Source organism: Laspinema olomoucense D3b (assembly GCF_025370785.1).
Taxonomy (GTDB): Bacteria; Cyanobacteriota; Cyanobacteriia; order Cyanobacteriales; family Laspinemataceae; genus Laspinema; species Laspinema olomoucense.
Genome location: NZ_JAMXFA010000006.1, coordinates 40,813 through 59,627, shown reverse-complemented (window position 1 = coordinate 59,627; position 18,815 = coordinate 40,813). Strand labels below are relative to the sequence as shown.

General features: G+C 48.7%; 17 protein-coding genes, 1 tRNA gene and 1 other annotated feature. Of the genes, 4 read left to right on the top strand and 14 right to left on the bottom strand.

The genetic code is table 11. The features are described 5' to 3' along the window. Nucleotides 1-170: 170 nt before the first annotated feature. The 8 genes from rplL to rplS form a co-directional block, all read right to left on the bottom strand. Complete coding sequence (rplL, locus tag NG792_RS05945) at nt 171-560, bottom strand: 50S ribosomal protein L7/L12 (protein ID WP_261199801.1); 390 nt, start codon at nt 558-560, stop codon at nt 171-173. Nucleotides 561-744: 184 nt separating this feature from the next. Further along, the gene (gene rplJ, locus NG792_RS05940; RefSeq protein ID WP_261199800.1) at nt 745-1,296 is read right to left on the bottom strand and encodes a 50S ribosomal protein L10; all 552 of its coding nucleotides are present in this window, start codon (nt 1,294-1,296) and stop codon (nt 745-747) included. A gap of 116 nt (nt 1,297-1,412) precedes the next feature. Next, nucleotides 1,413-1,579 (bottom strand) — a sequence feature (ribosomal protein L10 leader region). Nucleotides 1,580-1,630: 51 nt separating this feature from the next. Next, entirely contained in the window at nt 1,631-2,347 is a 717-nt protein-coding gene (gene rplA / locus NG792_RS05935; protein WP_261199799.1) for a 50S ribosomal protein L1, read from the bottom strand. 225 nt (nt 2,348-2,572) lie between these two features. Beyond that, nucleotides 2,573-2,998 (bottom strand): 50S ribosomal protein L11, encoded by a 426-nt coding sequence (rplK, locus tag NG792_RS05930; RefSeq protein ID WP_261199798.1) that lies wholly within the window; start codon nt 2,996-2,998, stop codon nt 2,573-2,575. Between the two features lie 17 nt (nt 2,999-3,015). Next, nucleotides 3,016-3,660, bottom strand: a complete 645-nt coding sequence (gene nusG, locus NG792_RS05925; protein ID WP_261199797.1) for a transcription termination/antitermination protein NusG — start codon at nt 3,658-3,660, stop codon at nt 3,016-3,018. Next, on the bottom strand, nt 3,657-3,878 hold the full coding sequence (gene secE, locus NG792_RS05920; protein ID WP_254563764.1) for a preprotein translocase subunit SecE: 222 nt from the start codon (nt 3,876-3,878) through the stop codon (nt 3,657-3,659). Before secE ends, nusG begins: the two co-directional genes overlap by 4 nt. Before the next feature lie 258 nt (nt 3,879-4,136). Beyond that, nucleotides 4,137-4,209: transfer RNA gene (locus tag NG792_RS05915), tRNA-Trp, on the bottom strand. Between the two features lie 101 nt (nt 4,210-4,310). Further along, entirely contained in the window at nt 4,311-4,673 is a 363-nt protein-coding gene (rplS, locus tag NG792_RS05910; RefSeq protein WP_261199796.1) for a 50S ribosomal protein L19, read from the bottom strand. Nucleotides 4,674-5,764: 1,091 nt separating this feature from the next. On the opposite strand from rplS, the gene NG792_RS05905 reads away from it, so the two are divergent. The 4 genes from NG792_RS05905 (at nt 5,765) to dnaK (ending at nt 10,658) form a co-directional block, all read left to right on the top strand. Next, nucleotides 5,765-6,952, top strand: coding sequence for a homospermidine biosynthesis protein (locus tag NG792_RS05905; RefSeq protein WP_261199795.1), 1,188 nt, complete (start codon nt 5,765-5,767; stop codon nt 6,950-6,952). A gap of 885 nt (nt 6,953-7,837) precedes the next feature. After that, entirely contained in the window at nt 7,838-8,410 is a 573-nt protein-coding gene (locus NG792_RS05900) for an Hsp20/alpha crystallin family protein (protein ID WP_261234833.1), read from the top strand. Further along, entirely contained in the window at nt 8,385-8,564 is a 180-nt protein-coding gene (locus NG792_RS05895) for a hypothetical protein (protein ID WP_261199793.1), read from the top strand. Before NG792_RS05900 ends, NG792_RS05895 begins: the two co-directional genes overlap by 26 nt. Before the next feature lie 180 nt (nt 8,565-8,744). After that, entirely contained in the window at nt 8,745-10,658 is a 1,914-nt protein-coding gene (gene dnaK, locus NG792_RS05890; protein WP_261234832.1) for a molecular chaperone DnaK, read from the top strand. 184 nt (nt 10,659-10,842) lie between these two features. On the opposite strand, the gene NG792_RS05885 is transcribed toward dnaK, so the two are convergent. The 6 genes from NG792_RS05885 to NG792_RS05860 all read right to left on the bottom strand — a co-directional run bounded on the left by NG792_RS05885 (nt 10,843) and on the right by NG792_RS05860 (nt 18,693). Then, on the bottom strand, nt 10,843-11,826 hold the full coding sequence (locus tag NG792_RS05885) for a hypothetical protein (RefSeq protein WP_261234831.1): 984 nt from the start codon (nt 11,824-11,826) through the stop codon (nt 10,843-10,845). A gap of 22 nt (nt 11,827-11,848) precedes the next feature. Further along, nucleotides 11,849-12,976, bottom strand: coding sequence for a hypothetical protein (locus NG792_RS05880; protein WP_261234830.1), 1,128 nt, complete (start codon nt 12,974-12,976; stop codon nt 11,849-11,851). 391 nt (nt 12,977-13,367) lie between these two features. Continuing rightward, nucleotides 13,368-15,257 carry a tetratricopeptide repeat protein gene (locus tag NG792_RS05875; protein WP_261234829.1) on the bottom strand — a complete coding sequence of 630 codons (1,890 nt, stop codon included), beginning with the start codon at nt 15,255-15,257 and terminating at the stop codon, nt 13,368-13,370. A 185-nt stretch (nt 15,258-15,442) separates the two neighbouring features. Continuing rightward, nucleotides 15,443-16,567, bottom strand: coding sequence for a S1 family peptidase (locus NG792_RS05870; RefSeq protein ID WP_261234828.1), 1,125 nt, complete (start codon nt 16,565-16,567; stop codon nt 15,443-15,445). Nucleotides 16,568-16,572: 5 nt separating this feature from the next. Continuing rightward, nucleotides 16,573-17,205 (bottom strand): COP23 domain-containing protein, encoded by a 633-nt coding sequence (locus tag NG792_RS05865; protein ID WP_261234827.1) that lies wholly within the window; start codon nt 17,203-17,205, stop codon nt 16,573-16,575. Between the two features lie 579 nt (nt 17,206-17,784). After that, nucleotides 17,785-18,693 carry a ParB/RepB/Spo0J family partition protein gene (locus NG792_RS05860; protein ID WP_261234826.1) on the bottom strand — a complete coding sequence of 303 codons (909 nt, stop codon included), beginning with the start codon at nt 18,691-18,693 and terminating at the stop codon, nt 17,785-17,787. Nucleotides 18,694-18,815 lie beyond the last annotated feature (122 nt).

Here is an 18,815-nt window from a genome sequence, read left to right as displayed (position 1 = left end):
TAAGCCCACCGCAGTGGACTTATCCGGTAGAGTGGCAAAATAAAATTTGATATTCTGCCACTCCTATATGAGAGTTCTTGCAAAATTCTCTCAAGCCCCCCTTAATAAGGGGGGTTGGGGGGATCAATCCTTTTTTTGCAAGAGGTCTATTGATTCCCCAAGGGAAAATCTTACTTGATGGTGACTTTTCCGCCTGCTTCTTCCAGTTGCTTCTTAGCATCTTCTGCTGCATCTTTGGCGATGCCTTCTTTAACGGGCTTCGGTGCAGATTCCACCATATCTTTGGCTTCTTTCAGACCTAATCCGGTTAAAACGCGCACAACTTTCAGAACGGCAATCTTCTTGTCTGCGGGAACTTCTTCGAGAATGACATCAAATTCAGTCTTCTCTTCAACTTCTTCAGCAGGAGCAGCCGCGCCAGGAGCCATCATCATCATGCCGCCCGCAGGTGCAGCAGCACTCACGCCAAATGCTTCTTCAATTTGTTTGACCAGTTCAGAAGCTTCCAGCAAGGTCAGGGATTTTAGCTTTTCGAGAATTTCATCAGTTGCTGCAGACATGGATTAACTCCTATCAAATATGTAAAGGGAATAGTTTTTTGTCGTTTGTCCTTTGTCCTTTGTCCTTTGTCCTTTGTCCTTTGTTACTAGACAAAGACATAAGAGTGTGAAAATCGTTAATTCCTCATCCCACAACAAATGACCAACGACCAACGACCAATGACCACTGACCACCGACCAGCGCTTAGGCCGCTTGGTCTTCGTCGCTGGTGCTGCCGTCTTTGTCGGCGTAGGCTTGAAGACCCCGGGCCAGACCCGAAGGAACTTCTTTGATACCCACAGCAATCTTCGTTACCACGCCATTGAGAGCACCGGCAATTTGAGCCATGAGCTGTTCTTTGGATGGCAGATCTCCGATCGCCTTAACTTGCTCGAAAGTCAGCGCTTTTCCTTCTAATACACCACCCCGAAGTTCACTCTTCTTGGTCGCTTTTTGGAAGTCTTGATACGCCTTAATTGGACCGTTAAGGTCCTCTTTCAGGAACAGAAAGGCAGAGGTATCCTTCAGAAATCCCTCTAAAGATTGCCAGTTTTCGTCGCCATCAACTGCCCGTCGCATCAGGGTGTTTTTAGCGACTGCACAGGTTGCACCGCTTTCGCGCAGACGCCGACGTAAATCGGTAATTTCTGCCACGGTTAACCCTTTGTAATCGATCACAAGCGTCATCTGGGACTGGCTCAACTCTTGTTTGAGCTCCGTCACCATCGCTTGTTTATCTGCCAGCGTTTTACCCACTCGTTTTCACCTCCTGATTGGGATGAAGATTAAGAAATAAGAGACATTTGGGAGCTGGAGCATTCATCCCCTGGGAATATTAGTGGAATGTATGACTCCCACTGCTCCCCTATCCCCGACCCAATCAAAAACCCCAGCAGGGTAGCCGGGGTTTTGTCAGATTCCCACGCCAATCGGGTCAACTCATGACCTGATCAGCACAAAGGGAAAGATAACGCAAACCTAGGTAGGAAATTAAGCCCTGTTGGGCACCTACTGTCTCCGGCTACTGTGCTATTTAATTGTGGGGTTTGAAGGGATGAATTTTGAGTTTCCTCAAAATTTTAAGTCGCTCTTAGGCGGTTTCCGTCAGCTTGAGATCACGCAAGGCGCTGATATCGACTTCAATGGAGGGTCCCATCGTAGAAGTCACATACACACTGCGCCAGTAGCGGCCTTTAGCACCGGAAGGACGGTTGCGGTCAATGCTTTCTTGCAACGCCTTCAGGTTAATTAAGAGATCTTGAGCGGGGAAAGCAGCTTTGCCGAACATGACATGGACGATGCCCGTGCGATCGGCGCGAAATTCTAGTTTACCGGCTTTGAACTCATTAATCGCTTGACCGAGGTCAAAGGTCACCGTACCACCTTTTGGCGAAGGCATCAACCCCCGAGGGCCGAGAAGTTTCCCTAATTTGGCCACTTGGGGCATCATATCCGGGGTGGCAATCAGTTTATCGAAGTCCATGCGGCCTTGTTGGATTTCGGCAATGAGATCTTCAGATCCTGCCAAATCTGCACCAGCATTGGTAGCTTCGGTCACTTTTTCCCCCCGAGCAATCACCGCCACGCGGACAGTTTGACCCGTTCCTTTAGGGAGGGCCACGGTAGTCCGAAGCTGTTGGTCGGTGTACTTGGGATCGATGCCTAAGCGAATGTGGGCTTCGGCGGATTCAGGAAATTTGGCTGTGGCGGTCTCTTTTAAAAGGTTGAGCGCCTCTAAGGGTTGATAAGGCCGCTCTTCGACCTTTTTGGTGAGTTCTTGTAATCTACGCGAGATTTTTTTGGGCATTTTTCTCTCCTGGGGTCATAACGAGGTGATGCCTCTGCCCCTTGTATGGGTCACTCGGTTGAGATTCAGGTTAGAAGGAAAGCACGGTGGTGCGATCGCTCTGTGTGTCTCTTTGGAAACCTAATCTAGGTCACTTCAGAGATTTCAAACCCCAGTTCTTAGAATCTATCAGTTTTCTCAACCTCTAAAATCTAAAATCTAAAATCTAAAATCTCCCATCGGTTCCTAATCGGCGACGGTCACACCCATATTCCGGGCAGTCCCTTCGACAATTTTCATAGCCGCTTCAATGTCATTGGCATTGAGGTCAGGCATTTTGGTTTGGGCAATATCTCGGAGTTGAGCCCGGGAGATTTCTGCCACTTTCTTGCGATTGGGTTCCCCTGAACCTCTTTCAATCCCTGCTGCCTTGCGAATCAAGACAGAGGCGGGAGGGGTTTTCAGAATGAAGGTGAAACTGCGGTCTTCAAAGACGGAAATTTCTACCGGCACCACGAGACCCGCTTGATCGGCAGTTCTGGCGTTATATTCTTTACAGAACATCATTATGTTTACGCCATGCTGACCGAGCGCTGGCCCGATCGGGGGTGCGGGGTTGGCTTTTCCGGCATTAATCGCCAACTTAATCACCGCAACTACTTTTTTTGCCATTTGCTGTGTTAGCTGCTTTAACTCAATTTGCGGACTTGATTAAACTCCAGTTCGACGGGTGTATCTCGTCCGAAGATAGACAGGAGTGCTTTGAGCTTACTGCGCTCTGGGCTAACTTCTATGACTTCCCCATCAAAATCTTTAAAGGGTCCAGAGACCACTTCAATTTTTTCTCCGGGAGTCAAATAAGTTTTGACTACTGGCTCGGCTTCATCCCGTTGCCTGAATATTCGTTGAACTTCCGAATAACTCAGGGGCATGGGTTTGACGTGACCGCGTCCGCGTCCGTAACGGCGTTTTTGTTCGGCCCCCACAAAGTTAATCACATGGGGGGTGTTTTTGACAACCTGCCAGCTTTCATCATCCATGTCCATTTGGACGAGGACGTAACCGGGGAAGATTTTTTCATCCGTTTGCTGTCTGCTTCCATCCTTGCGGATTTTAAATGCAGCAGCTTGGGGAATCTCGACTTGAAAAATCCGCTCACCCATATCCAGGGTTTGAATCCGCTGTTCTAGAGTCGCTTTGACCCGTTTTTCACAGCCGGAAGCCACCTGGACGGCATACCAGCGCTTTTGCACTGATGATGTGGATTCTTCCGTTTCGTCGGTTTCTGACGGTTGAGTTGAATATTGAGAGTCGTCGTCCGATGCAAACATCATCCGAACACCTGTGTAGCTGCCCAACCAAAAAATTTATCGATGAAATAGATTAAGCTGGCAATTAAGGCGACCATCGAGAGGACGGCCAAGGATTCACTAATTACCTGCTGCCGAGATGGCCAAACTACCTTAGCTAGTTCTTCTTTTGTTTCCTGGAAAAACTCGGCGGGATTGAAACCGCTTGCTGTTTCTTGGTTTGCTTCGTTATTCTTTGCCACAATTGCTTTTCTTCTCCCACTGAACGCAACAACAGGTAGTTCTTTCTTGGCAACAGCTTTCATGCTCCAAGCCAGTGAATCACGCCACACCCAATTGGGTGGCTGCACTCGTCGCCGTTCTAGCTTAAACTTTTTCTTGTTCTTCCAATACTTGGTACGAACCACCCAGATAATAATTCTACCCGAAAGTTTTTAGGTTGTTTGCTGTTTTTGCAGCAGACATACTTTCGGGCAGATATCTTTCGGAAGATGGTTCAGCGCGCCCTGGAGGACTTGAACCCCCGACATCAGGTTTTGGAGACCTGCGTTCTACCAACTGAACTAAGAGCGCACGGGTTGAATCTGCTGGTTAGAGCGATTCACCCATTTCCTATCCTATACCCAAACTGGCGATCGCGTCAACCCACCCTGGGCAATTTTTTTGGATTGGTTTTAGATAGGGCGGTCAAACCGTTGTTTGATGCGGGTGGCTTTACCCACGCGATCGCGCAGATAGTACAGCTTCGCCCGTCGTGCTTTACCCCGACGCAATATTTGGATGCTCTCAATCCGGGGGGAGTGCACTAAAAAGACTCGTTCCACCCCAACCCCTTGGAAAACGCGGCGCACGGTAATGGTTTCGTTAATCCCACCATTGCGCATGGCAATCACCACTCCCTCGTAGGGCTGGGTTCTTTCTTTGCCCGCTTCTCTAATTCTGACTCCCACTCTTACGCTGTCACCAACGTAAATCTGCGGCAGGTCCGTTTTTAACTGTTCCGCTTCAAGCTCACGGATAATCTGTTCAGCCTTCATAGTTATGGTTTTTAACTCACAATCTCCCATCATACTGCTGAATCTGCATTTCGGTCTAGGCAATTTCCAAGAGTTTTTTTCCCCCGTTTCTAGCCCCGGTTTTGGCCGCGAATTCTACCCTGAGAAGCGGGCCCAGCAGCATCACGCCACCTCCGGTCCCCTCCCCTGTGTCTTGGGGAGGGTTAGGGTGGGGTCCTCTTAGGGACTTACAAGGGTTGGTTAAGCGTAACAAACCTATTCTTGTCAGACCCTGCCATTGTCGGCATTTCGGCCTTTCCCATCTGCTCTGAGGTAAGTCCTACTTCTCCCGAGAGAGCTTCCAGCCGATGAAAAGCCGAAAAAATGCAAAAAAAGGAGATAATCCCCTGTTATCTAACCCTAAAGGCAGAAATTAGCTAACAAAAGTCAATTTCCAGATTTCAGCCCTGGAATTTTAGTGCTAGAGTAGAGTGAAAATGTTGTCTTCTCAAGAGAGGTTGCATAACAACGTTGAAACTCTTTGCTCTAACTGGCTACCCTTGGCGTGGCCTCTGGTATCTGGATATGCAGTTGAAGCGTAAACGGCATTGCGACCCGGCGCTGTCCTGGACTGATCGATGTGAAGCGCCTAGTATGGTCCGATCGGCCTGTTAGATAAGGTTTGCGCTCGGTACTTCTGAAGCTTCTTGTAAGCTGCTGTTAAGACCCTAAGTCTTTAGGGGTCCGCAAACTAGGTCGATCGGGGTTATAGACCCACAAAATTTTGACAAGGAGACGGCGTTCCGATAACCGTCTTCAAACAAGCTGGATTTGTCCGGCCCTAGCTCTATCAAAAATCGAGCGGATTCATGATAGAGAAACTCGCATCAGATGAACGAAACATCTGTCAGATGCCGTCATTAAGCATCATGCTTGCGGGATAGAGCGTTGGGTTGAGTTCTCCAGCCACTGCCTCGGGATGAGGTCGGTTCCCAGGAACCTGACCCCATCCTTCACCTCTGGCAGCGATGTCAATTAACTTGAATATTCATGATTGAACATAGTCAATCGCCTTAGTTGCTTGGTCTGCTAAGGCCACTATGCCCTGTATTTCAACCGTTTGGAGTGGAAAAATGTCTCAAATGATAGATCGCAAAATTGCACCCGCCCCCATGACTGAGAACGTGAGCGTCGTGGACTTAATTGATGGTTACTTCACCGCTTATAATTCCGCTCGGTTGCGGGAAATCTGTCACCTGCTGACCCAAAAGGTAATGCGGGAGGGGGTGACTGTGGGACTGAGCCTATCTGGGGCCATGACTCCGGCGGGATTCGGGGTATCAGCCTTAGCACCGCTGATCCGCAATGGTTTTGTTGATTACATCATTAGTACCGGCGCAAATCTGTATCATGATATCCATTACGGACTGGGATTAAACCTCTATGCGGGAAATCCATTCGTGGATGATATCAAGCTGCGGGAAGAGGGTCATATCCGCATCTACGACATTATTTTTGACTACGATGTGTTGTTAGAAACCGATGGCTTTATTCGGACGATTTTGCGGGCAGAACCGTTTCAGAAGCGGATGGGAACGGCTGAATTTCACTATCTGCTGGGCAAATATGTCCGGGAAATCGAGAAGCAACGCGGGGTAGAGCATTCCTGCTTGCTGGCAACGGCGTATGAGTGCGGGGTGCCGATTTATACCTCGTCCCCGGGAGATAGCTCGATCGGGATGAATGTGGCGGCGCTTGCCCTAGAAGGGTCGGCATTAATCATTGATCCGGCGATCGATGTCAATGAAACAGCGGCGATCGCTTATGCTGCCCGGGACCCCAACAAAGACTTCCCTGGAGAAAGTGCCGCGTTCATTCTCGGTGGCGGTTCTCCGAAAAACTTCCTCCTGCAAACTCAACCCCAAATTCACGAGGTCCTGGGTTTGGAAGAACGGGGACATGACTACTTCATCCAGATTACTGATGCCCGTCCCGATACCGGCGGTTTATCTGGGGCCACACCCTCGGAAGCGGTAAGCTGGGGCAAAGTTGATCCCAATGAACTGCCCAATACTGTCGTTTGCTACACCGACAGCACGATCGCCCTGCCGATTCTCACCGCTTATGTGATGAATCAGTGTCCCCCTCGTTCCCTTAAACGCTTGTACGATCGCCGCCAGGAAATGCTGACCAAACTGCAATTAGACTACCAATTGGCGCAAGCGAAAAAATCTGAACGAACCGCCCCCCCCGTTTCTGAAAGACCCGAACCTGTTGCCACTTATCCCTGTGGTACGCCCATCCGCAAGGGCCGTGGTTAGCGGTTCATACTGTATCGGGTGGCGATCGGTGTGTAAAATCCCGCAGGCTGTTCGCGTAGCGTTCCGCAAGGAAAGCCTGAGGCTATACGGACAAAGCCCGCCTGCGCGGGCTAATCGAGAGAGATCCCGTAAGATAACCGGATTTGCTATAAATTAGTCTTCCCCGGATTTAAACCCTCTGAGTTTCTGAAACTTGGAGGGTTTTGTCTTGCCCTGTTTTATCCCAAATTTGATTGTTAAAAGTCGATTTTCTATATTAGCCCGCGCAGGCGGGCTTCGTCCGTATAGCCCCAAGCTTTCCTTGCGGAACGCTACGCGAACAGCCTGCGGGCTAAACCAGACCTGATTATTCCCATCAACATCCAGGGTAGATTTTGTCGGCAAATACAACAGTATCTAATTGTTAAAAGTCGAGTTTCTATATTAGCCCGCGCAGGCGGGCTTCGTCCGTATAGCTTCCGGGCTTCAGCCTGCGGGCTAAAGCAGACCTGATTATTCCCATCAACATCCAGGGTAGATTTTGTCGGCAAATACAACAGTCTTCTTACGGTTTGCCCCCCTGAGCATCAACCCAGATTTTTCTATCCTAGAGTCATGGTCAACCCGGAATGAAGATTTAAAACTTTTCGCCCATCGGCGGCAAATACAACAGTCTTCTTACGGTTTACCCCCTGGTTAAGAGAGTGTTAGTTAACCTACATTAGAGAGAAGTAACCCACTCGAAATTTGCAACATCATTGCACCAAAAGTAGGGATTAAATGCTTTATTTCCCGAAGGTTACATAAAAATTTATCGGTGTTTTAATCGCCCACTGGTTCGATAAAACCCGATTCTGCCCACTCTACCGATTTCAGAATTCACTCTTATTTTGGAGAGGAAACCCGATGAGAACTTCAATGAATTTTGACCTGTTACGCGAGGTCGATGCCTGGGGACGTCAATTTGAACAACTCTTAACTGAACAACCCCCGTGCCAACGTCCCGAAATGGGTAGAGTGTGGCAACCGGCGATCGAACTGGAAGAAACTGAGAATAGCTTTGTATTGCGGGTGGAAGTACCCGGTTTAACGGGATCTGAAATTGATGTGCAAGCGAGTCGCTTTCAAGTGGCGATCGCCGCCCACCGTCAGCCACCCCAGAACGTGAGTCAGAATAGCGGTTACCTCCGTTCCGAACTCCGTTACGGCAAGTTGCGTCGGGTCGTACCCTTGACGAAACCGATTGTGCCGAACTGCATCGAAGCTCAGTTAAACGATGGCATTCTCACCTTAACCTTGCCAAAATTTTCCGCCCAACAACCCCAAGTGGTCAAGGTGCGGTTGGATGAGATCAAATCCGAGGGTAACCCCGTGATGCCGGTAGAGCAGAAACAGGATCTAACCCCCCAGAAAACTGAGGAGAAAATTGCTCCCAGTGAGGGGGAACTGTTAAATGACTTATGGGCAAACCAAGGGTAAATCGGCTCACCCCAAATCCGGAGGTTCGATGGATGGAGGGACAAGGGTGGGAAGAGGGGGCGATCGCCATCCTGATGGGATAGACCCCAAAATCACCGGCGATCGGCCCATAAAAACACCCCCTAAGCCTGCTTTCTCGGTAAACCGTCCCTAATGAGGTTCGGTAAACTCCCCTTCAATAGAAGCCTAACCGCCCACAACATATAGATTGGTAGGCTTAAAAAATATTCAATCTGGAAAAACTGCTCTCGTGCAGTTCGTCCGATAGCCCAAATAAACCGGGCTAAATCAGCCCAAACCCTTTGTTAGTAGTAATTGGAGTAAAACATCCATAATGGGTAAAGTAGTTGGAATTGACTTAGGAACCACAAACTCTTGCGTTGCCGTGATGGAAGGCGGTAAGCCCACCGTGATTGCGAACGCAGAGGGCTTCCGCACCACGCCTTCGGTGGTGGCTTACACGAAAAACAGCGATCGCCTGGTTGGTCAAATCGCCAAGCGTCAAGCTGTCATGAACCCGGAAAATACCTTCTATTCCGTTAAGCGGTTCATCGGACGCAAACATACCGAAGTCACTCACGAAACCACCGAAGTTTCCTATAAAGTCCTTAATATCAATGGCAACGTTAAACTCGATTGCCCTGCCTTAAGCAAGCAATATGCGCCGGAAGAAATTTCTGCTCAAGTGCTGCGGAAACTGGTGGATGATGCCAGCACCTACCTGGGTGAAAAAGTGACCCAAGCCGTGATTACGGTTCCCGCCTATTTCAACGATTCTCAGCGTCAAGCGACGAAAGACGCCGGGAAAATTGCCGGGATTGAAGTATTGCGGATCATCAACGAACCCACTGCCGCATCTCTGGCTTATGGGTTAGACAAGAAGAGTAATGAAACCATTCTGGTGTTTGACTTAGGGGGCGGGACCTTCGACGTTTCCATCTTAGAAGTCGGCGACGGTGTGTTTGAAGTGCTCGCCACTTCTGGAGATACCCACTTGGGTGGGGATGACTTCGATAAGAAAATTGTGGACTTCTTAGCTGAAGAATTCCGCAAAGCTGAAGGAATCGACCTGCGGAAGGATAAGCAAGCCCTGCAACGGTTGACTGAAGCGGCTGAAAAGGCCAAAATTGAACTCTCTAGCGTGACTCAAACGGAAATCAACCTGCCCTTTATTACGGCAACCCAAGAAGGTCCCAAGCACTTAGATACGACCTTGACGCGGGCTAAGTTTGAGGAACTGACAGCAGATTTAATCGACCGTTGCGGCATTCCCGTGGAAAATGCGGTTCGCGATGCCAAGCTGGATAAGAGTGCGATCGATGAGGTGGTCCTCGTCGGGGGTTCTACTCGGATTCCGGCAGTGAAAGAACTGGTGAAAAAGGTTCTGGGTAAAGAACCGAACCAAACGGTGAACCCCGATGAAGTGGTAGCTGTGGGTGCGGCGATTCAAGCGGGTGTGCTCGCCGGTGAAGTCAAAGACATTCTGCTGCTTGACGTGACTCCCCTCTCCCTGGGTGTGGAAACCTTGGGGGGCGTGATGACCAAGATTATTCCTCGGAACACCACGATTCCGACGAAGAAGTCGGAAGTGTTCTCCACCGCAGTGGATGGTCAAACGAATGTGGAAATCCACATTCTGCAAGGGGAACGCGAGATGGCGAACGATAACAAGAGTTTGGGAACGTTCCGCTTAGATGGAATTCCCCCGGCACAGCGTGGTATTCCTCAAATTGAAGTGACGTTTGATATTGATGCGAACGGGATCCTGAATGTCCATGCGAAGGATAAGGGGACTGGTAAGGAACAGTCGATCAGCATCACGGGTGCGAGTACCCTGCCTGGGGATGAAGTGGAACGGATGGTCCGGGAAGCGGAATCGAATGCCTCGGCAGATAAGGAACGTCGCGAGAAGATTGATCTGAAGAACCAAGCGGATTCTTTGACTTATCAAGCTGAGAAGCAGATGAGTGAGTTGGGAGATAAGGTCCCAGCGGATGAGAAGACGAAGGTGACAGATTTGATTCAAGCGCTGAAGGATGCGATCGCCAAGGATGACTTTGAGCAGATCAAGTCTCAAATGACTGAGTTGCAACAAGCTCTGTATGCGATCGGTAGCAAGATCTACGAGCAATCGGGTGGTGGTACAGGGGCCCCGCCGAATGATAATGACGGCGGCAGTGGTGGCACTCCTCCCTCTGGCGGTTCTGACGAAGATGTCATTGACGCTGAGTTCTCTGAAACGAAGTAGGTTAGCATCATCATGTATAGGAAGAGAGGTAGGGTTAATCCTGCCTCTTCCTGACAGCCCGTTTAGGCGGGCTATTTTTTTGGGGATGGGTTGGGCGATCGGCCATCAATTGTAAATACTATGTGAGTAGAATAGAGAAGCTTAAAACAGGGGCAATTGATGAATTACCCCTGACGATCGCCGTTTAATTGCGCGATCGAATATCAGCGGCGATCGCGGCCTCGACTAAATCCGATAAAATGGCTCGAATCATCACCAACTCAATCGGAGGATTTTCCAAAAATTCTGGACTACTCGCCTCAATAAACGCATTATAGGCATTAACCGAAGCCCATAACCGTTTGGGGTCAACCTTACCATCTTTGATCAGTCCAAGCAAGCTTCTCACTAATTGTTCGGCTATCTCTCGGGATGGCGCACCTAGTATTTCTAGCAACCCTTGAACCAAGGTGTTCAAGTTTTCACTATTGATCGAAGCTCCAGCTACTATATTTTGTATATTTTCTACGGCTGATTCACCCGCTCCTCCTTGGAAACCGGACTCTCCTACACTGATACCAAGCTCTCCCAGGGGTGAGGAGATGTCGATAATATCTCCTATGTCATTGCCTGTAGTGGGCTGGTCCGGAGAGAATCCAAATTCAAGAGTGGGAGAGTCTATTGGGGGATTGATGGAAGGTCCCGAGGTACTTTGTCCCCCATCTCCAGGAGTTTCCTCCGTTGTTGTGAGTGTAGGTTCCTGGCTGGTTTCTCCTGGGATTTCTACGGCAGTTTCCCCTTCAGTTTCTGCCGTGGTTTCCAGTAAGTTGGGTTGATTAATATCCGGACCCGCTTCGATCGTTGGGGTAGGGTTTACTGGGTTAGGTGTTATGTCTCCAGGAGATTCTCCTGGCGTTTCTCCCGGTGTATCTCCTGGTGTATCAATATTGGGCTGCGGGCTGTTTTCGGGTGGCGCTATAGTTTCGGGTCGTACAATTGGTGTTTCAGTTTCCTCCTCTGGGTCCTTATTTTCAGTTTCGGGTGTTGGGGTTGGCTCATCGCTTATGACCGAGTCGGGGGGGACTTCATCACTAAAAGCATGAACGGAACCGGGGATGAAGCCTAAAATTAGAATAGCCCCAAGGAATAAGCGAATATTGTGACGCCATGAGAAGATTTTAATACTCATAAATTTAGGGAATTGCTCCGACTTAAAAGCTGAAAAAGTGACTATACCCAACTCCCAATCGGAAGCGAGCACCATCTCCTGCACTTCCGGTAATATCGGCAATGGCGGGAGTGAAGACGAGGGGAATATTTTTGAAAGGAACAATCGAAGCAGCCAGGGTTAAATCTTGACCACTCCAGTCAGCGATCGCAGAGACTTGGGGGTGAACTCGCACCCCAACACTGCCAAAGACATTCACTGTATTTACATCATTATTGAAGTCATCTTCAAAGCGAAACCGACCATTCCCCACGCCGAGAGAAACCGTCACTCGACTAAAAGGTTCTTCTGTATTCTCACGGAGGCTAAATGTTTTACTCACAACCCCATAAGTGCTGGTTCCTGCATCGGTAAATCCCCAAACAATGGCATTTTCAACTCCCACCGCCACTGCAAAGTTATTGGGCAGTAGGCGATGGAGTTTGAAACTGATGCTACCTCGTTTCATAAAGCCATCATCGTCATTTCTATTGGACATCAAATCTAGGACCGTGACGGTCGTTTGTAGTCCCACAGTTCGGCGGGGATTTCCTAGTCCAAATCCTGTAGAAATTGTGCCATCGGCAGAGTCGGTAAATCGAGTTCTATTTTGAAATCCAGCCCCCCAGAAAAATTGTCCCAATCCAGGACCAAAGGCGGTGGGGGAAATGGAACTGGAACCCGGTGCAACCCGAGTCCCACCTCCCCGCCGGATTGTAGCGGTTGGCGGTTCGATGGGAACGAAGGTTGTCGGAGGTAAAGGCAATCGCCACTCTTGCCGTAACTCTTCTATTTCTGCGGGACTTTCAGTGGTTTGCGGTGAGGGGGGTTCGCTTAGGGGAGGGTCTTGGGCGATTAACTGTGGAGTTTGAGCCCATAAAGAGCGGTTAAATGGGTTAGCAATCGCCGGTGTTTCGCTGACCGAATTATCGGCTAAGGGAATCATCGGTAAAGTGGGCCGCGTTGTGATGATTTTGGGGGTAATTTCATCCGCTTTTAAATCCAAATTCCTCTCCAAAAGAGGGGATAAAGTGGCAGTATCTTCCAGGGAATTGGCAAGGAGGGGGGTCGGATGGAGTAAGGTAGTGCTGAATAGAAACAAGGCGATCGCTTTCAAGGGTTCAATCCTCACAAATTTGCAGGGATAATGGAGAGAATATTTTTGCCACTCAGGCGCTCCTGGTGTTCCCCAGATTGATGGGATAATGTACCCTCAAAGCCGCTTGAATATTTACGGACTAGGGGACCCAGAATAAAGGAGAAAACTAGGGAATGGGGATAGTAACTATAGCGCCACTAAATAACCTGGACAATTCCTCAAGGGAGCAAGATGCTCCCTTGTTGTAGTAGGGAGTAAAATGCTCCCACCCCTGAATTTTGTTGTCACAAGGATTTAGACTAGCTATATAGAGAGGGGAAACCGGGTTTCTTTATAAAATATCTACTTAGCTCCAATAAATTAGAGGGAGAACCCGGTTTCTGGTGGTGTGTATCTCAACCTGAACACCTATCGCAGGCGCGAATTAGGGATTATCCTCTAAGTCGGATATGGCATCGCGAACTTCCTGGAGGTAGGTGTTATTAGGGTCAAGTTGATGCGCTTTGGCAAAGGCATCTGCTGCTTCGTCATAGCGGTTTTCCATCAATAAAGTCATCCCTTTCGCAGTCCAAGCGGCGGCATCTTCTGGATTGCTAACGATCGCCTCCTCAAAAGCTGCGATCGCATCCTGATGATTTTGTAAACTTAATTGACCCCACCCTCGCCGATGCCATACATCAGGTTCATCCGGTTGAATTGCCAGGGCCCGATCCAACGCCGATGGGTCGTCTGGATTTTGCTGCAAAAATTCATTAATGAGAGTTGCCCGACTCATCCAAGCTTGATAGGTATTGGGCTGAATTTGAATGCCCCGATTGTAAGCTTGAATCGCCCCTTCCAAATTATTCATCCCCCCTAAAGCGAGACCTCGATGAATCCAGGCATGGGAATATTCATCGGGATTAATCAGCAGGGCGCGATCAAAGGATTCCAAGGCGGCCTCATTTTCACCCAAAGCTAATAAAGACATCCCTCGCAAATCCCAGGAAATGTAATCAAATTCCTGGATTTCATTGACTTTATCAAAAGCTTTAACTGCTTCTTCGTGACGTTGTAGCTTGGAGAGAATTATTCCTTTGTATCGCCATAAAGTGGCATAAAATCCCAATTCCCCATTGAGGGCATTTAATAGTTGTTGTTCTTCGGCGTTAGTCGGCTGACCCAAGGTTTCAAATTCTTGCTGTTTTTCCTCATAAGGGAAAATTTCAATAGCGCGACTGTAAGAAGTGAGGGCATCATTAAACTCTCCCAATTCAAACAACAAATTACCCCGACCATACCAGGCTTGATAAAAATTGGGGCTAAGTTCCACGGCTTTATTATAAGCCTGGAATGCGCGCTGTTTCAGTTGCTCGGCTTGAGCATCTCCGTAATATTGATACAGATTGGCTAATCGCCAGAGTTTATTGCCATGATTGACCCATTCCCGGGAATCAGAGAGTCCTGCCTTGGGGATAAACAACGATTCTAAGGAACCTATATCTTGTTGTTCGAGGGGAGTTGGGGCTGAGGATTCTACGGTCAGTTGCGATCGCTGGATGCCGACTTCCTCTGCAAAATCCAGAAAGACAGAAATCGGAATTCCTTGACTAAACCCGGCTTTTACGCGAAAGTCACTGCTTCCAGATTCTTGTTCAGCGAGTGTTTCCCCTTCCGATCGCCCATGAACGCCAATCACTCGTCCATTGGAATCTAAAACAGGCCCACCGCTCATCCCGGGATAGGTATCACTGGTATAAAACAATTGATACCCTTCTTCAATGGATTGTTTAGCTAGTCCAGAAGCCATATCTAATGGCATTCTTAGCCCCGGACTCAACAAGCGATCGCCTTCAACAGGCGCTTGTTCCACTTCTTGTCCCTCAAAGGGAGTACCGGAAACAAATACCAAATCAGTTCTACCCGCGAGGACATTTTCCCCTCTTTGCAAATCATAATTCCCTAATCGGGCAGTTTGATAATCGCGATCGCTTGTAAACTGTAAAACCGCTAAATCTTTCTCATAAATTTTCTGAACCTTCGTGGTATAATCCTCCACCACTAAAGTATGTCTCTCTCCATCAGCGGTAACAATTTGATATTCATCGTTTTGTTGGACCACGTGCCATGCCGTCAGCACATAGTAAGTATTCCCTTCCCGAGCAATAATAAACCCTGAACCAGGAGGTGCGCCGGACTCAATTCTAACTGTAATCTGTTGGGCAATAGTCTGAACCTCTTCCCGGCTTAAAGCATTGGCTATGGGCGACTGCATGATCACCAGTGCAGCAGTAGTCCCGAACAAGGCGGCTTGAAGTGCATATTCAAATCTCATGGTTACACCTATTCACTACACCACATCAACTGTACTTTTCTGTAGGAAGGATGCAGTCACAATCCACCCATGCTTTAGACTCATTCTTACGGGAATTCCCCACACCCGATTGATCTGACTTGCCTAAAGTATGTCCTCAAAATGACTGCAACCCCTGACTTTCCCACTTCTCTCCTACAGAGGCTTTACCAGAGTCTTCCGGGCTGGGAATTTCCCTCACTGGGCCCTAGATCAGATTGTTCCAATGTGGGGGAAATGGAGTGAGATGGGAATGACTCAGACTCGTGGAAAGGCATCTGCGATCGCACCGGATTTCCGCTTTCCCATTGGTCCAAAGGAACCAATTCCCCAAACTCAGTAGACCACCCAGAACCGGGGGCGACAGGGGCCGCAGGCAGATTTTCCTCATGGAAATTGTCCAAGGGGACCAAATCTCCCATCCCAGAGCTTGCCGGGGAAGAATCTAACTCCAAAGGAGGCAAAAATGGGTTAAGTTTAGCGGTTTGCGTTTCTAGGGGAAATGACAATCCCATCGCCCCTTGTCTAAAGGTCTCAATCGGAATCGCCAAACTCGATCTCGTCATGATTTCGCGGATAGCTGCATCAGGTCTTGTGCCATCCAGAAAGACATAAGGATCTCCCCACAGGGGATAGGCGTGCATCCCGTTGATCGCCACCACCTGACCTTGCCGATTTAAAACCGGACCGCCACTCATGCCTTTTTGAACGTCATTGGTATATCCAATCTGATACCCTCCATTGACGGCGCGATCGCTTAACAGGGTGATTTCCCCCTGAGTGAAGACAAAACCCAGGCGGCGATCGGGATTCGCGCCAAAGGGAAATCCCGCCGCAAACACATCATCGCCAACATTTAAACTGGAAGCGTCGGCAAGGGATGCTACGGCATACTCCCCATTCGCACTAAATTCCAACACCGCCAAATCTTGACCATTGAAATTAAACCCTCGGGCGACCGTCGCCTCATGAAAGCGACCATCTGGCGTTTGGATCCGGTAGGGAGCTCCCAGGGTTAAAACGTGTTCATTGGTGACCACGCTATACTGTTGTCCTTGCCGTTGAATGACAATCCCCGAACCATTATTGCGATCGCCCGAGAAGATTTTGACCGTAATCGATTGGGCCAACTGTTGTAATTGTTCCGTGGAGAGTCTATTAGAAACAGATTCCGGTAAGACGCTGGGGGTGAGATCTACTCTCACAGTTCCCTCAGAAAATGCCGGTACTGGCAGTAAGGTAAACAAACTGCCAATACAAGCACTCAGCGTCACTAAACGCCAATCATTCATCAGATTTACCAAGCCATCCCGCCACTAGGTTGGGTTGTTGCCGGTTGAGTGGCTCCGGGCGAGCTGGTAGGGCCACTATTTGCTGTTCCGAGATCCAAATCACTCGGGGCAACAGAGGGGGCTTCACTCAGGAAGCGGGTCATATCCAGGTAGGGACGAGACTCGGACTCATACAGCGGTCCAGCCCCAGCACGACCCATTTGGATGTCAAACAGTTGTTGCAACGTTTGACTGGCATTAGCACCCGGTTTAAGGGTGTAGAGAATATCGCTACAAGGTCCCCCCGACGCACTGGAAGTACAAATCACGGGTTGACCGTTCCTCATGCCGGTGGTGACGAAATTGAGCCCTCCACTCACATAAGCCGATTGGAACCGCGCCGAAACTTCCTGACACCGGCGTTCCGGAGTATAGCCCGAAGCATCGAAATAGTCAGAAACCCAGTTAATTACAGGAATGGCTCGACCCGTTTGGTCATTGACCGCCGCCGTAACAGGTCTGCCGGTGAGGGGGCCGTTAATGTAGCGAGCACAAACAAACCTTGTACTGGCTTGAGCGGGCTGCTGGTGGGTGAAAGTTGCCGCGATCGCAACTGCCGCAGCCGTCAACATTGACGTAATGGCGAATTTTGCTTTCATAATGTATGATGAGATACGGAACAGTGGAATCAAGAGCTTGCATCTCTTATTTCACACTCAGGAATATCCTGGCCTTCTTATACTAACAGAAAGAGCCAGGATATTTTCTTGATTTACAAAACTTAACAAATATTATTTCTTTTCTTTGTAGCGCTTAATCTTAAGCGAAAACATTAAACAATAAATTGAAAATTTTTTAAACAGTCCATTTTCAGGTGTGAAATTAATCTAGTTGAATTCGCTTCAATTTTTACAGGAAAACTTGACACTACAATTAACGAGTGGTAGCATCTTGCTCCCTTATAGCCGTAGAGAGCAAGATGCTACCACTCCTTATATAAAAATATAGAAGAATCCCCTCTTTCCTTCACAGGTAAAGGGTTCATCGGGAATTAAGGAGGGGAATTTATTTTAACCGAGCCACTAATTTTAAAAGACTTATAATAATAAGAAATAACCTTAATTTTCACAAAAATTGACAAGGGAATAATTTGCCTAGGGATTTTGGGCAGCAAATTATTCCCTTGCTTATGACGATAAAATTTAACTATACTTGTCTTACTTTAACCCCGAATTTTTTCAATCCTGTTCTGTGAGGAGTTCTTTTAGCTCCGTGAGCAAAGACTCCATTTTATAGCGCTTATCTGGGTTGTCCCATGCCTTAAAGTGGGTAAATTGTTGCAAAAGTCCTTCCACCTCGCGTTGTTGTTGCGCTGAGTTTCGGGGTGTTTTTTTCTCTCGGACGATTTGTTGAATTTGTCGCAGACTCAGAGACTGGGCGATCGCCCGTTCCAGGAGTGCCAACCGCTCAGACTCCGACTCTAACTTGGCAATTTCCTTCGCCTTGGTCCACTTAATCCGGCCATAGCGAAGCGCTTCAAACAGTTCTGGAGGAAGTTTCAGCAACGGCAGGCGATGAGTTCGGAACGATTCAGGCGTGAGTCTGCCGATGGTGGCAAACACGTCTTGAATCAACTGTTGTTCTCGATTACGGACAGCGCCGTCCGTAAGTTCTCGATTACGGACAGCGCCGTCCGTAAGTCCCCGCTTGCCATTCGCGATAGAGTTGAGCAGGGAGATAATCCAGTCCCGGTCCTTTTGCAGGCGCATCTCCAGCAATTGTAAAATCCCCTCCGTCTCTTCAACGGGATTCAAATCCTCCCGTTGTAAGTTTTCGACTAAGGCGTACTGTAGAACCTCCGGATCGGTCATTTCCCTGACTGTTACCGGCACTACCGTTAATCCCAGGGCTTGAGCGGCTTTATACCGACGTTCTCCAGCGACTAACTCATATTGATTCCCGGGCATCGGGCGTACGAGTAAGGGCTGAAGGATACCATGTTCTTTGATACTAGCGGCGAGTTCCTCCATAGCCACTTCGTTAAAGTAGTTTCGGGGTTGAAACTTGGACTGGCAAATTTGCTCAAGTCGCAGGGTCTTCGACGACAGGAACGTGGGGATAAGATGTGGAATATTTTGGCTGTCCATCTGCTTTTTAAGTGGTGAGTGGGAAGCGATTAAAGAAAGCGATCGCCGTGGTGCGATGGGGCTGGGTACATCGGGTCAGGGCTAAAAGCAGGGTGGACTCGATGAAAAAACGCTTCCCTGAA

Bases quoted from the DNA above. Each gene is read 5' to 3' on its own strand.
- NG792_RS05905 (WP_261199795.1), top strand. From the start codon at position 5,765: ATGTCTCAAATGATAGATCGCAAAATTGCACCCGCCCCCATGACTGAG.
- NG792_RS05860 (WP_261234826.1), bottom strand. From the start codon at position 18,693: ATGGACAGCCAAAATATTCCACATCTTATCCCCACGTTCCTGTCGTCG.
- rplA (WP_261199799.1), bottom strand. From the start codon at position 2,347: ATGCCCAAAAAAATCTCGCGTAGATTACAAGAACTCACCAAAAAGGTC.
- nusG (WP_261199797.1), bottom strand. From the start codon at position 3,660: ATGATGTTTGCATCGGACGACGACTCTCAATATTCAACTCAACCGTCA.
- NG792_RS05865 (WP_261234827.1), bottom strand. From the start codon at position 17,205: ATGAAAGCAAAATTCGCCATTACGTCAATGTTGACGGCTGCGGCAGTT.
- NG792_RS05885 (WP_261234831.1), bottom strand. From the start codon at position 11,826: ATGAGTATTAAAATCTTCTCATGGCGTCACAATATTCGCTTATTCCTT.
- NG792_RS05870 (WP_261234828.1), bottom strand. From the start codon at position 16,567: ATGAATGATTGGCGTTTAGTGACGCTGAGTGCTTGTATTGGCAGTTTG.
- NG792_RS05875 (WP_261234829.1), bottom strand. From the start codon at position 15,257: ATGAGATTTGAATATGCACTTCAAGCCGCCTTGTTCGGGACTACTGCT.
- rplS (WP_261199796.1), bottom strand. From the start codon at position 4,673: ATGAAGGCTGAACAGATTATCCGTGAGCTTGAAGCGGAACAGTTAAAA.
- NG792_RS05900 (WP_261234833.1), top strand. From the start codon at position 7,838: ATGAGAACTTCAATGAATTTTGACCTGTTACGCGAGGTCGATGCCTGG.
- rplK (WP_261199798.1), bottom strand. From the start codon at position 2,998: ATGGCAAAAAAAGTAGTTGCGGTGATTAAGTTGGCGATTAATGCCGGA.
- dnaK (WP_261234832.1), top strand. From the start codon at position 8,745: ATGGGTAAAGTAGTTGGAATTGACTTAGGAACCACAAACTCTTGCGTT.
- rplL (WP_261199801.1), bottom strand. From the start codon at position 560: ATGTCTGCAGCAACTGATGAAATTCTCGAAAAGCTAAAATCCCTGACC.
- NG792_RS05895 (WP_261199793.1), top strand. From the start codon at position 8,385: ATGACTTATGGGCAAACCAAGGGTAAATCGGCTCACCCCAAATCCGGA.